This window comes from Dialister sp. CAG:357, assembly GCF_000435155.1.
Lineage (GTDB): Bacteria > Bacillota > Negativicutes > Veillonellales > Dialisteraceae > Dialister > Dialister hominis.
In genome coordinates this window covers 12,682-25,552 of sequence record NZ_FR896423.1, presented here as the reverse complement: position 1 = coordinate 25,552, position 12,871 = coordinate 12,682, and the positions used below count along the sequence as shown (strand labels likewise).

General features: G+C 50.9%; 9 protein-coding genes and 1 tRNA gene. 9 read left to right on the top strand and 1 reads right to left on the bottom strand.

The annotated features are described in order from the left end of the window. Positions 1-302: 302 nt before the first annotated feature. Positions 303-376, bottom strand: a tRNA-Gly gene (locus M3200_RS05110). 437 nt (positions 377-813) lie between these two features. Here M3200_RS05110 and M3200_RS05105 point away from each other — a divergent pair. The 9 genes from M3200_RS05105 to M3200_RS05065 all read left to right on the top strand — a co-directional run bounded on the left by M3200_RS05105 (position 814) and on the right by M3200_RS05065 (position 12,716). Continuing rightward, positions 814-2,652, top strand: a complete 1,839-nt coding sequence (locus M3200_RS05105) for a diguanylate cyclase (protein WP_022382473.1) — start codon at positions 814-816, stop codon at positions 2,650-2,652. 132 nt (positions 2,653-2,784) lie between these two features. After that, entirely contained in the window at positions 2,785-3,564 is a 780-nt protein-coding gene (locus M3200_RS05100; protein ID WP_022382472.1) for a TatD family hydrolase, read from the top strand. Between the two features lie 133 nt (positions 3,565-3,697). Beyond that, on the top strand, positions 3,698-4,258 hold the full coding sequence (locus M3200_RS05095; RefSeq protein WP_022382471.1) for a TetR/AcrR family transcriptional regulator: 561 nt from the start codon (positions 3,698-3,700) through the stop codon (positions 4,256-4,258). Continuing rightward, entirely contained in the window at positions 4,251-6,245 is a 1,995-nt protein-coding gene (gene ftsH / locus M3200_RS05090; protein ID WP_022382470.1) for an ATP-dependent zinc metalloprotease FtsH, read from the top strand. The genes M3200_RS05095 and ftsH overlap by 8 nt, the downstream gene beginning before the upstream one ends. Before the next feature lie 183 nt (positions 6,246-6,428). Continuing rightward, positions 6,429-7,550 carry an efflux RND transporter periplasmic adaptor subunit gene (locus tag M3200_RS05085; RefSeq protein WP_288178161.1) on the top strand — a complete coding sequence of 374 codons (1,122 nt, stop codon included), beginning with the start codon at positions 6,429-6,431 and terminating at the stop codon, positions 7,548-7,550. A gap of 15 nt (positions 7,551-7,565) precedes the next feature. Continuing rightward, positions 7,566-10,631: an efflux RND transporter permease subunit gene (locus M3200_RS05080; RefSeq protein ID WP_022382468.1), complete on the top strand. Its 3,066-nt coding sequence runs from the start codon at positions 7,566-7,568 to the stop codon at positions 10,629-10,631. 167 nt (positions 10,632-10,798) lie between these two features. Next, positions 10,799-11,287, top strand: a complete 489-nt coding sequence (locus M3200_RS05075) for a GNAT family N-acetyltransferase (RefSeq protein ID WP_370797049.1) — start codon at positions 10,799-10,801, stop codon at positions 11,285-11,287. 281 nt (positions 11,288-11,568) lie between these two features. Beyond that, on the top strand, positions 11,569-12,051 hold the full coding sequence (locus M3200_RS05070; RefSeq protein WP_022382466.1) for a hypothetical protein: 483 nt from the start codon (positions 11,569-11,571) through the stop codon (positions 12,049-12,051). A 194-nt stretch (positions 12,052-12,245) separates the two neighbouring features. Next, a complete protein-coding gene (locus M3200_RS05065; RefSeq protein ID WP_022382465.1) occupies positions 12,246-12,716 on the top strand; it encodes a MarR family winged helix-turn-helix transcriptional regulator in 471 nt (156 codons plus the stop codon). The last annotated feature ends 155 nt before the right edge of the window (positions 12,717-12,871 follow it).

Genomic DNA, 12,871 nt, shown 5'->3' with positions numbered 1-12,871 from the left:
CGGACGCCCTTGTCGCTCTTATGTACTTATGGAAATGCTCTAAGGAGTGCTCTCCTATAAAAGTAGTGTACATCTATCACCGAAGAGTGTCAAGAAAAATTTTGTCAAATTTCTGTAAGGAGAAAAGGAGCAGCTTTTGCTCATTTCTTTGAGAAAAAGTATATTTTCCAGGGCTGACAAGAATTGTAAACCTATTTTCTCATCAGATTCAAAGAATAAAGAGTTAACAATTTATTTTTGAACAATTGCAAGATAGATATAACAGAAAAAAGAGGACCCGTCGGGCCCTCCTTGGCTTTTCATGGAGCGGATGAAGGGAGTCGAACCCTCCTGTCCAGCTTGGGAAGCTGGCGTTCTACCGATGAACTACACCCGCATATTCAGTTACTAAGTAATCATATCATTTTTTGTGAAAAATTTCCAGTCCCACTCTCAAAGCTGCGATAAAGCTTGAAGAAACCGAAGTTTTCAGGGAATGCTTTAAAGCGCTAAAAATTTTCATTAAGTCCCGGAAAACGCGAGAAATCTATATATCGCGAATTCAGAAAAGTGAATACGATTTTACAAAAATTATGAAAATCAATAATAATTCATACTATTTCCAAATATAAACTAACAATAAACTCAAATCTATATTAATAGAAATCTATAAAATTTTAAGCATAGTAGAGCTTATTGAAGAAAATCTAACATATAGCAATTTTCGATAAAAACTGATATAATATTTTCTAATAAATCAGTATATTTTTTGTTTATTATTTCAGCAATACGGAGTATTCCTTTTTGATAAATTGACAAGCGGAGAATAGAGAAATGGACAAATTCAAAAGGTTTCGTTTCTTCTTTTACTTGCCGATCATTATTATCGGCTTGCTCTGCACGATTGTCTTCGACTGGGCTCTCTATGTCCAGGAGGAAAAAACCCTACAGAACTGGATGCAGCAGATCGCGGATGCAGAAATCCTGCGTCTGAACCGCGCCATGGACAGGTATATCAATATTTCAGCGGCCATCGAGGACCATTTGATGGAGAACAGGGGACTTCCCCCGGGGGATTACATGCGTAATCTCTACTTCTACTCGATGAGCCAGTCTTTGCGTGAAATAGAGATCCAGACGGCGCCGGACGGACAGGTGCGCCCAATCTATCCGCAAAGCGGCAGTGTGCTTTCCGGTTTCAACCTTTTCGGAGAGAACCAGTTTGCCAAGCGCGCAGCTTATGGAAGAGCGCAGGATGTCGTCGTCATTGAATCCGGCGTTCCTATGGCAGACGGCACGACGGGTATGGCAGTCGTCCGTCCTGTTTTCATGGACAGGACTGCCGATAAATCCTTCTGGGGCTACATCGTGGTAGCAGTCGACCAGGACAAGCTCGTCCACGAGGCGAATATCGACCGCCTCGACCAGATGGGCATCGTCTATACGCTGATGAGAAAAGGCTATGGTGAGTCCGAGTACACTTTGATCGACACGAATCAGAACTCGACGCACAGGGCGATCGATGCATGGAGCACGATCCAGTCCTCCGGCACCGTCGATGGGGACGAATGGCGCCTCATCATGCATCCGACAGGCGGATGGGTGAACTTCTGGCTGCTCTTCATTTCCACATGGGCAGGCCTCATCACCACATTCATCATTGCATGGCTCTGGCAGAGAAATAAGCGTCTCCGCTTCATCGGCGAGACAGATGCGCTGACAGGCGTATTCAACAGAAAGGGCGGCGACATCGCCGTCGACAAGTACCTGCGTACGAACCCGAGAAAATCGGCGATGGTCATTGCCGTCGACGTGGATAATTTCAAAATCATCAACGACGTCTACGGTCATGCGGCAGGGGATCTTGCACTGAAGACCTTCGTCCGCGACATGAAGCGCATTTTCAGTGCCAATGCGATCATCACCAGAAACGGCGGCGATGAATTCGTCATCTTCTGTCCTTACAATAATAAGGAAGGCGTTTTCAATGATATGCGCCGCTTCACGGAAGAACCGCATATCTTCGGTTTCAACGACAAGGAAATCCATTTCACTTCGTCGCTTGGCTGCGCTGCATACCCTGAACAGGGAAGCAACTACGGCAACCTCTGCATCAAGGCAGACTTCGCCCTCTACGGCGCGAAGATCGACGGCAAGTCCGGCTGGAGGAAGTTTGATTCTTCCCTGACGGAACTCCGCCACCGTTTCCAGTTCGGCTTCAACCTGAGCGATATGGCAAACGGCATGCCTGGTGCCATGATCGTCTACAAGGCAGACAAGAGCGGCAAGCTTCTCTTTGCGAGCCACATGGCCATCGATTTCTTCGGATGCACGGACTGGGACGATTTCATGAAGTACACCAGGACCGCTGTCTGGAAGCTCATCTATACCGAAGACCTCCAGTATGTCCGCTCGGAAATCAAGAGACAGACGCATCTTGAGAAGAACAAGAACAATATTCACTTCGTCAACCACCGCATCGTCACGAAGGACGGCAGAGTGAGGGAAGTGGAAATCATCGGGCGCCTGCGCCACAATGCATTCTACGGCAACCTGTACTATGTAACCCTCTATGACCGCGAGCAGAAGCTTGAAAATCTGAGCTCGGACAAGCACCCCTGCAAAAACAAGCATGTGGGAATGAAGCCGGATGAAAAGAAAGATGATAAGTAGTTTATAATAAAAGGACTGTGAAAGATGGGATGACCATTTCTCGCAGTTCTTTTTTATTTCCATACAAATCGGCAAGGCTCTGTTTCTTACGATTTCCTCATGTCATGGTAAAATAATAAAAAAGGAGGAATTATGGAAACGAAATATTATGATATCGGTTTGAACCTGTTCACCCGTTCCTTCCCGGACCCGGAGAAGATCATACGGAATGCGGAAGAGGCCGGGGTGCGCTGCATCCTGACCGGCTCGGAAGCGCGTGAGAATGAGCTGGTGGCAGATTTTGTGAAAAATCATGACGTATGGGGCACGGCGGGCATCCATCCGCACAGCGCCGATACGGCGAAGGAAGAAGATGTTGAGCGCGTCAGAGAGCTTGTCATGACGAATCCGAAAATCGTGGCTGTCGGAGAGACGGGCCTTGATTACGATCACATGTATTCGAAGAAGGAGAACCAGATCCATTTCTTCAAAGAGCTTCTGGATGTGGCTGAGGAAACGGGAAAGCCGCTCTTCCTTCACGAAAGGGATGCAGCGGATGATTTCATTGCCTGCTTCAAGGGCCATGAGGATCTCTGCCGCCGTGCAATCGTCCACTGCTATACGGGGGACAAGAAAACGCTTGAGCGCTTCCTCGATATGGGCTTCTACATCGGCATCACGGGATGGATCTGCGATGAAAGGCGCGGGGAGGCTCTGCAGGACGCTGTTTCCATCCTGCCTTTGGACCGCGTGATGATCGAGACGGATGCGCCGTACCTCACACCGAGGGGCTACCACCTGCCAAGGACGAACGTGCCGCAGAACATTACCTACGTGGCAGAAACGCTTGCCAGGTACATGCAGGTGCGCCTCGATCCGCTTCTCGAAGCAGCGAAAAAGAACACAGAAGACTTCTTCCACATCAAGAGCTGAGGGTCTCAAAAAAGACTCTCAAGTTTCACATGAGACACTATTGACTCATTTCAATGTGTATGATATGATTGTCTCATCTAAGACAGAAGTGTCTTATTTGATACAGTATAGTTGCAAATGAGAGAGGTGTTTTATGGAAACGGGGACGAGAGAAAACGAATTGAAGAAGCTGGCTTCCGCGCTCTGTACGAAACCGGGAGGCTCTGCCAGGGATCTGGCAGCGGCGGCCGGGATCAGCAAAGCGACATTCTACAGGGTGTATTCATCCAAAGACCATTTAGAAGAAATCCTGACGGAAAGGGCTGAAGAGGTCGTCGAAGGCCTTTTTGCCATTACGGAGAAGGATATCACGAGCCGCAATGCGCTTTCGGAAATGATGCGCTGGTGCTGCGACAACCGCGAGTACCTGATGTTCCTCTGCCGCTCGGCTCTTCCTGGCAACAGCTGCGTGGACACATGCCGCTGCTCGTATGACGACAGGATGAGAGCATTTTTCCTGAAGGGCCAGCAGCGAGGCGAATTTCGCGTCGATGTGCCGGCCGCTGTGATGGCGGAAATTTTCGGCGGCGAGATGGCCGCTTTGTTTGAAGCAGAAAGCCGGGGCCGGATCGCTTCGGCGATGATGGCGGATTATTGGGAGACCATATTCCTGTTCGGTGTGGAAGGTAAAGGAAAGAAGGAAAGCCATGAATAATATGAATGAGGTGAAATCACCGAAGAAGCCAGTCTTGATGTACTACGTCATCATCTTCCTTCTGGTGATTCTGTTCAACTCCGCGGTCATGCCTGCATGGCGTGAACAGCAGGTGAAGGAAGTCGACTACTCGACATTCATGAACCTGACGGATGAGAAGAAGATCGACAAGGTCGAAGTGGATGAGGACCAGATCCTCTTTACGGAAAAGGGCGACACGAAGCAGACTTACAAGACAGCTCTCATGAATGACCCGCAGCTCGTCAGCCGTCTGCATGATTCCGGCGTCACATTCACCGGACAGATCGTGGACAAGATGAACCCGATCCTTTCCATCCTGCTCAGCTGGGTACTCCCGATCCTGATTTTCTTCTGGATCGGCCAGTACATGAATAAGCGTTTCATGAAAAACATGGGAGGCGGACCGGGAGCCATGCAGTTCGGCCTCGGCAAATCCAATGCGAAGATCTTCGTCAAACCGACAGACGGCATCCGCTTTGCCGATGTAGCCGGTGAAGATGAAGCGAAGGAAGGCTTGCAGGAAGTCGTCGAATACCTCCACAATCCGTCCAAGTACAAGGAAATCGGCGCGAAGATGCCGAAGGGCATCCTCCTCGTCGGACCGCCAGGCACAGGCAAGACCATGCTGGCCAAGGCAGTCGCAGGGGAATCGAACGTACCGTTCTTCTCCATTTCCGGTTCTGAATTCGTAGAAATGTTCGTCGGCATGGGCGCAGCCAAGGTCAGAGACCTCTTCAAGCAGGCGAAGGAAAAAGCACCATGTATCGTATTCATCGATGAAATCGATGCCATCGGCCAGAAGAGAGGCGCGACCTCCATCGGCGGCAATGATGAACGTGAACAGACGCTGAACCAGCTCCTCACCGAGATGGACGGCTTCGAAGAAAACACAGGCGTCATCATTCTGGCGGCAACAAACCGTCCGGAATCCCTCGACCCCGCACTGACCCGTCCGGGCCGTTTCGACCGCCAGGTGCCGGTCGTCCTCCCAGACCTTCAGGGCCGCGTGGAAATCCTCAAGGTTCATGCTGCCAAGATCAAGACAGCTCCGAATATTGATTATGACAAAGTAGCGCGCATGGCTTCCGGCGCATCCGGCGCTGAGCTTGCGAACATCGTGAACGAAGCAGCCCTCCGCGCTGTCCGCGACCACAGAAAAGTCGCAACGCAGGAAGACATGGAAGAATCCATCGAAGTCGTCATTGCAGGCTACCAGAAGAAGCATGCGATCCTGACAGACAAGGAAAAATGCGTCGTCGCATACCATGAAATCGGCCACGCTCTCGTGGCTGCCATGCAGACACATTCCGCTCCTGTCCAGAAGATCACAATCATTCCTCGTACAAGCGGCGCTCTCGGCTACACGATGCAGGTCGAAGAAGGCAACCATTACCTCATGAGCAAGGAAGAAATGGAAAACCAGATCGCTACCCTGACCGGCGGCCGCGCAGCTGAAGAAGTCGTATTCCATACATCCACAAGCGGTGCTTCCAACGATATCGAAAAGGCTACCCGCCTTGCCAGAGCCATGATCACACGCTTCGGCATGAGTGATGAATTCGGCATGGTCGCTATGGAAACCGTCACGAACCAGTACCTCGGCGGAGACACGACACTCGCATGCTCGCCTGAAACTCAGGCAAGAATCGACAAAGCCGTATCTGCCCTCATCAAGAAGCAGTACGAAAAGGCTGTCCAGATTCTGGAAAACAACAGAAGAACACTCGATGCTCTTGCAAAATTCCTGTATGAAAAGGAAACCATCACTGGCGAACAGTTCATGGGCATCGTAGAAGAACAGAAGAAAGCATCCGAAGGAAATGGCAGCGCGCCATCCGCTCCTTCCGCTCCATCTGCTCCATCTGTCCCGGAAACCCCGCCCGCTGAAGTTCCCAAAGAGGATGCTCCGGCACCGGGCGCTCCCCAGCCAGTCAAGAACGTACCACCTCTTAATCTGGAGAGGTAACGAAGAGTAATCAGTAATTAATAGAAGAGGATGTGCATGAAAAGTGTGCATCCTCTTTTTTCATGGAATTTTTATGGAATAATTTCCATTTCCTTCTATGGAAGAAGGGGCTTGTATAGTACAATAAATAAAACTGATGCATTCGCAGCTCCGGGCTGCTGCCTTTTGACTGGAGGCATGACCATGGACTTTAAGAATAAAAAGACAACGATTGCGCTCATCGTGTGCGCGGTCATTCTGGCGCTGATCGGCTGGCGCGTCTGGGCGAATATCCAGGCGAAGAAAGCCGAGGCGAACCGAAGCGGCAAGGAGAAGGTCGCTGTCGTGACGGCGGCTTATCCTGAGAGAAAGACGATCGTCCCAAAGTTCCGCTTCTCGGGGACGCTTGATCCTGTCTGGCAGGCAGATGTCGCCGCCAAGGTGGACGGACGCATTGAACAGGTGCTCGTCAATGAAGGCGATGCTGTCAGCGCGGGCGAGGTCCTTGCCATCCTTGACCGGACAGATACGGATGCATCGCTTCTCAATGCCAAAGGGCTCTATGCGGATGCCAAGACGGATTATGAAAAAGCGCAGGCAGATCTTGCGCGTTATACGAAGCTCTACGCAGCAGGCGCTATTTCCAAAGAAAGCCTCGACAATAAGCAGTTCGCCCTGGAGAATGCGAAGGGCAAGCTGGATGCAGCACAGGGAAATCTGAATTCCGCAGACTCCCAGGCAGGCGGCACGAGGGTGACGACGCCGCGTCCGGGCATCATCCAGAAACGGTACTATCAGGAGGGCTACTATGCCAAGGTCGGCACAGCCCTTTTCCAGATTGCAGATATTTCGACGCTCCTTGCCAAGATCGATGTGCCGGAAGGGTACGTCCAGAGCATTGCTGTCGGAAATCCTGTCGAGATCCATATCCCGTCCATGAGCGGGGACAATAAGACTGTCCAGGGCATCATCACAAGGGTCAGCCCGGTGGCGACGCTGCCTGCCCGCACGTTTGAAGCGGAAGTTTCCGTAGACAATTCGGATGGAAGGCTCCGCGGCGGCGTGTATGCCGATACGACGCTCACGGCGAACCCGAAGGACAATGCGCTGACGATTCCGATGTCTGCGATCGTCATGAGAGACGACCAGAGGACGGTCTACGTCATTGAAGACGGCCGCGCCGTGAGGAAGGTCATCACGACGGGCTATATCGGAGAGAACCTTGTCGAAGTGCTGTCGGGCCTTTCAGAGAAGGACCAGGTCATCACGGGAGGACAGAATAAGTTCAAGGAAGGCGGCCAGGTCAAAGTATCAGGCGAAGGCTGATTTCAGGGGGAGCCTATGATCAAGACATTCATCAACAGGCCCGTATTCACGACCATGTTCATCCTGGTCTTCGTGGTATTCGGGCTGTGGTCGTACCCGAAGCTTGGCGTCGACCTCTATCCGGACGTCGATCTCCCGCTCGTCGCCGTCACCGTCACCTACGAAGGCACGGCGCCGGAGGAAATGGAGACGCTCGTCACCAAACCTATAGAAAACCGCATCAGCCAGGTCTCTGGCATCAAGACGATCACCAGCACCATCCGTGAAGGATATTCCCAGACGGTGCTGGAATTTGAGATTGGTACGGATCCAAGACAGATGGCGTCCGAAGTACGCGAAAAAGTGGCAGGCGTGAGGAAACGTCTGCCTGACGACATCGATGAACCAGTCGTTGCGCGTTTCGATTCGGCATCAAGCCCTGTCGCTACATATTCCTTTTCTTCGGACACAAGGAGTACGGGGGAAATCCGCCGCCTCCTGAATGATTCCGTCGTCGACCGCCTGCAGATGGTCGAGGGCGTTGCTGATGTCAATGTCCACGGTGCATCCGACCGCGCAGTGAAGGTGCATGTCAATTCGGAAAAGCTCAAAGCATACGGCATTTCTTTCCAGACAATCTTGGCCAAGGTCAATAATGCGAACCTTAATACCCCGGGCGGCAAGATCCGTGACGACCACAATACAATTACCGTCCGCACGATGGGCAAGCTCAATACGATCGATGATTTCAAGAACATCGTCGTGGCCAATATCAACGGGAAGCCGGTCTACCTGACCGATGTCGCTGATGTCGAAGATGCTTGGAAAGACGAAGAAACGTACTCCCGCACGAACGGTGTGCCGTCTGTCCTCATGTCTGTCAGGAAGCAGTCGAGGACGAATACGGTCAATGTCATCGACAGCGTCAATGAAGAGCTCTCTGCCATCGAGAAGAGCGACCTCCCTCCGGATATCAAAGTCAATATCATCAATGACCAGTCCCTCTTCATCCGCGAGAACGTAGGGGACGTATGGAACACGATCATTTTCGGCGGGTTCCTCGCGCTCCTCATCACGTACCTCTTCTTAGGGGACCTTCGCGCGACGATCATCGGCGGCCTCGCCATCCCTGTGTCCGTCATCTCGACCTTCTTCCTGATGCGGACGCTCGATTTCACGATGAATAACATGTCCCTCATGGGCCTTTCGCTGGCCGTGGGTTTTTTGATCGACGATGCCATCGTCCTTGTTGAAAATATTTTCCGCCACATGGAGCTCGGCAAGCGGCCGAAGATTGCCTCTGCCGATGCGACGAAGGAACTGATGCTGGCCATCCTTGCCACATCCATGTCCCTTCTGGCGGTATTCGTGCCGATCGGCAGCATGGGTGAGACAATCGGGCAGTACTTCAAGCAGTTCGGGCTGACCGTCGCCTGCGCCGTCGTCTTCTCGACGATCTGCGCCTATACACTGACGCCGATGCTTTCCGCCTACTGGCTGAAGCTTCCTGATGTGAGTACCAAGGGACGGCCGAGAATCGTCAGCATGATCCTTCGCAAGTTCAATTTCGGGTTTGAGAGAATCCGTCTTGTCTATAACCGTTTCATGATGTATGCCGTCGAGCGTCCGTGGAAGATCGTCCTCATCGCCGTGGCAACGCTTGGTTTCAACCTGCTCCTCATCCCGTTCGTAGGGACTGAGCTGCAGCCTGTCTATGACTCGGGTGAATTCCGTGTCAACTTGAAAGCGCCTCCGGGCGTGGGCCTTCTCCAGATGGAGGAATGGTCCAAGCCATTGGAAGAAACGATTCTGGAAGAGCCGGAAGTCCGCGTTTCTTCTATGTGGCTGGGCGGCACAAGAACGCCTGTCAATGAAGGCGGCATCAATATCAAGCTGAAGCCGCTCGATGAAAGAGACCGCTCCATGACGGAAATCATGGCAGACCTTAGAAAGAAATTCTCGGACATCGGCACGATGCAGGTCGGTGTCGTCACAAACCAGGGCGGCCGCAATGATCCGCGTCCTGTCCAGATCGGCCTTCGCGGAAGTGATTTGAAGAAACTGACGGGGTATGCGAACGATCTTGCCGAACGCATCCGCCAGGTGCCGGGTGCAACGGATGTCGAAGTCGTCGGCATCTCTCCGGAGCCTGAAATCGTTGTTCGCCTGAATCAGCTCAAGGCAAGCCAGCTGGGCCTTGATAATACAGAAGTCGGCAAAGTCGTGCAGTATGCCTTCCAGGGCAAGAGCACGAGTCATTCCTACACGATCGGAAACGATGACTACGATATCATCCTCCAGATGGGAAAGGACGACAGAAGGACGCTTTCCGACGTGCAGAACCTTCGCGTCTCCACGACGAACGGCACCTTCGTCCGCCTGGGTGATATTGCCGATGTCACGCTCTCCTCGGGCCCGACCCGTATCGGCCGCGAAGGACGCCAGAGACAGATTGCCGTTTATGCGAATGCTGCCGGCATTTCTTCCGGTGAACTGCTGAGTGAAATCCAGAACAAGATTATTCCGGATATGAATATGGAAATCGGCTACAATTACAAGCTGATCGGCGACTCGGACATGATGGGCCGCGTCTTCAAAGAAATTGCAAAAGCCGTCATCCTTGCCATCATCCTTATTTACATGGTGCTCGGTGCAGAATTTGAAAGCTTCCGCCAGCCGCTTGTCATCATGATGAGTCTTCCTTTCGCGGTCATCGGTGCCGTGCTTGCGCTCCTTCTGGCCAACCAGACGGCAAACATGATGTCCCTCATCGGTTTCACGATGCTGCTCGGCCTTGTCACGAAGAATGCCATCCTCCTTGTCGACTATGCCAACCAGGCAAGAGACAGGGGTAAGGATGTGAAGTCTGCGATCCTTGAAGCGTGCTCGCTCCGTCTTCGTCCGATCTGCATGACAACACTCTCGACCATCCTCGGCATGCTACCTGTCGCCCTCGGCCTTGGCGCCGGCGCAGAGCTCCGCCAGTCCATGGGCGTCGTCCTGATCGGTGGTCTCACAACCTCGACGCTTCTGACACTCGTCGTCGTACCATTGATTTACCTTTTGACGGAACGTCACACAAAGAGAAATTTGAGTGACTAAAGCACAAACCCACAAACTCAAAATGGATGATTTTTAATAGCAAAAATGCATAAGCGATATAATAAAATTTTATACAATATAAATGAAACGTATATTATAACCCATGGGGTATCTGAATACATACCTATAATACGAGATGTATTAATGTTTGGCGGAGGTTATGAATGATGGAAATCATGATAAGAAAAGGGAAAGCAGACGATGCCGCGGATTTAGCGGACGTTGAGACTGCATGCTTTCCGCCGGCAGAAGCTGCCACGGCTGAAGAAATCGCTGCGCGCCTTTCCGTCTATCCTTCCCATTTCTTCCTTCTTTATGCGGACGGAATTTTGACCGGCTTCATTGACGGCATGGTGACAAATGAGAAAGACCTTAGGGATGAGATGTATGCCGATGCCTCCCTCCATGATGAAGCGGGGGACTGGCAGATGATATTCGGGCTGAACACACTCCCATCCTATCGGAGACTTGGTCTTGCCGGCCGCCTCATCGAAGCCATGAAAGAAGACGCGAAAAAACAGGGCAGGAAAGGAATCGTTCTCACCTGCAAAGAAGAGCTCATTCACTATTACGCAAAGTTCGGCTTTGAAAATGAAGGAAAATCAAACTCCTCCCACGGGAATGTCACCTGGTACCAGATGCGCCTCACATTTTGAGAATGACAGAATTGACCGTGTTGACAATGACTCAATTTAGGGAAATTTAAATTTGTCAACGATCAAGGGGCAAGATGCAGGATATCACGTGCAAAAGGATTTCACATTGTATAAAATCTATTTATACCCCATTACAAGAAAACGTGAAATATATAATAGATAGCTATGTTTTGGCGGTTTTTATCCGCTGTGAATAAATCGTATATTTTTCTTCCTATAGCGCGTTCGATGTTTTATAATATATACAGTATACTTATATACCAATCATGCAGGAGGTATGCATGAAATTTCGCTGTGTATGGAGCATCGTGCTAATACTTGGCCTGGCAGCAGCCGGGACGCAGGCAGAAGCGGCGGGGGACAGGGCGGTGATTGCTCATTCCGCTTACGATCTGGAAGAAAAAGGAAATCAGGAATTCAGCACTCGTTCACTCTTCACGGAAGACGGGACGGGAAAGCAGGAGACTACGTTTTTCTTTAATGACGGTTTCGGCCGTCTGACGGAATTTCATGAGTACACAGAAGGCGCGAGGATGTTTCTGATCATCCGGCAGAACATGAACGTCGTCTGGCAGGGAAGCTGCCGCGTCACGGATCACCGGTTCTCAGTCTATAGAAGGGAATCGAATGGACGTGTTTATTTTCAGATACGCATGGGTCAACATGAGTATTCCGCTGAAATCGGCCGTGATGACCGGTGGACCGTTACGGAAGGCGGTCTTCCCGTTGCCTCGGATCCCATAGAATTATCGTGGAATGCCTGACAAAAGCCGGGCCCGGTGACAGGGGACTTCATGACAATCATGAAATCCGCCTTTTTTAATTCGGGGGAACGTAGTATAATAATTGTAATTGTTTTATAAGAATGATTTGCATATTTACATGACTATGGACCAGAGCGCATGACCGGATACCTATCCTTATGGAGCGTTAATCAATAATCGAAAGGGTGAGAGCTATGAAGAAACAGATTCATTTAAGAGCGGAAGATCTGAACAACAGCGACAAGCTGGGGCTGACCTACAACCTGGGTCAGGTGCACAAGCGTATGCTTCTTCGTCAGTCGGGCATCATGAAGAAGTTCGGCCTGACCGCACGTCAGTCGCTGATTATCGCTTACCTTTCCACGCATAAAAAAGATGTTGTCACCCAGAAGACACTGGAAGAACATCTGCACCTGACGAATCCGACCATTACTGTCATGGTCAAATCCATGATCGACAACGGCCTGATCCGCAAGGAACGCGTGCCGGAAGATGCAAGAAAGTACAGACTGTACATGACCGAGAAGGCAAAACAGGTCGAAAAGGCAAGCCTGCAGGCTGCCAAGACACTCGACCAGTCCTTCTATGAAGGCGTATTAGAGAGCGATTTGAAAGTTTTCAAGGGCGTTCTTGGCCAGATTGCGAAGAATCTGGATATGGTTTGATAAGAAGCGGGAAAAGGATGCACACGATTTGCGGTGCATCCTTTTTTGTTGCGCAAGTTATAGTTTCATTTTCTTCGTTTTGCTGTATAATGAACGGAAAAGCCCCCTACAAGGGAACGGAGGTTAAAATGAGAAAACCAATCGTGGCCGTTACG

Excerpts from the sequence above, each read along its gene's own strand:
- M3200_RS05085 (WP_288178161.1), top strand. The coding sequence starts at position 6,429 with ATGGACTTTAAGAATAAAAAGACAACGATTGCGCTCATCGTGTGCGCG.
- M3200_RS05080 (WP_022382468.1), top strand. The coding sequence starts at position 7,566 with ATGATCAAGACATTCATCAACAGGCCCGTATTCACGACCATGTTCATC.
- M3200_RS05105 (WP_022382473.1), top strand. The coding sequence starts at position 814 with ATGGACAAATTCAAAAGGTTTCGTTTCTTCTTTTACTTGCCGATCATT.
- M3200_RS05095 (WP_022382471.1), top strand. The coding sequence starts at position 3,698 with ATGGAAACGGGGACGAGAGAAAACGAATTGAAGAAGCTGGCTTCCGCG.
- M3200_RS05070 (WP_022382466.1), top strand. The coding sequence starts at position 11,569 with ATGAAATTTCGCTGTGTATGGAGCATCGTGCTAATACTTGGCCTGGCA.
- ftsH (WP_022382470.1), top strand. The coding sequence starts at position 4,251 with ATGAATAATATGAATGAGGTGAAATCACCGAAGAAGCCAGTCTTGATG.
- M3200_RS05065 (WP_022382465.1), top strand. The coding sequence starts at position 12,246 with ATGAAGAAACAGATTCATTTAAGAGCGGAAGATCTGAACAACAGCGAC.
- M3200_RS05075 (WP_370797049.1), top strand. The coding sequence starts at position 10,799 with ATGGAAATCATGATAAGAAAAGGGAAAGCAGACGATGCCGCGGATTTA.
- M3200_RS05100 (WP_022382472.1), top strand. The coding sequence starts at position 2,785 with ATGGAAACGAAATATTATGATATCGGTTTGAACCTGTTCACCCGTTCC.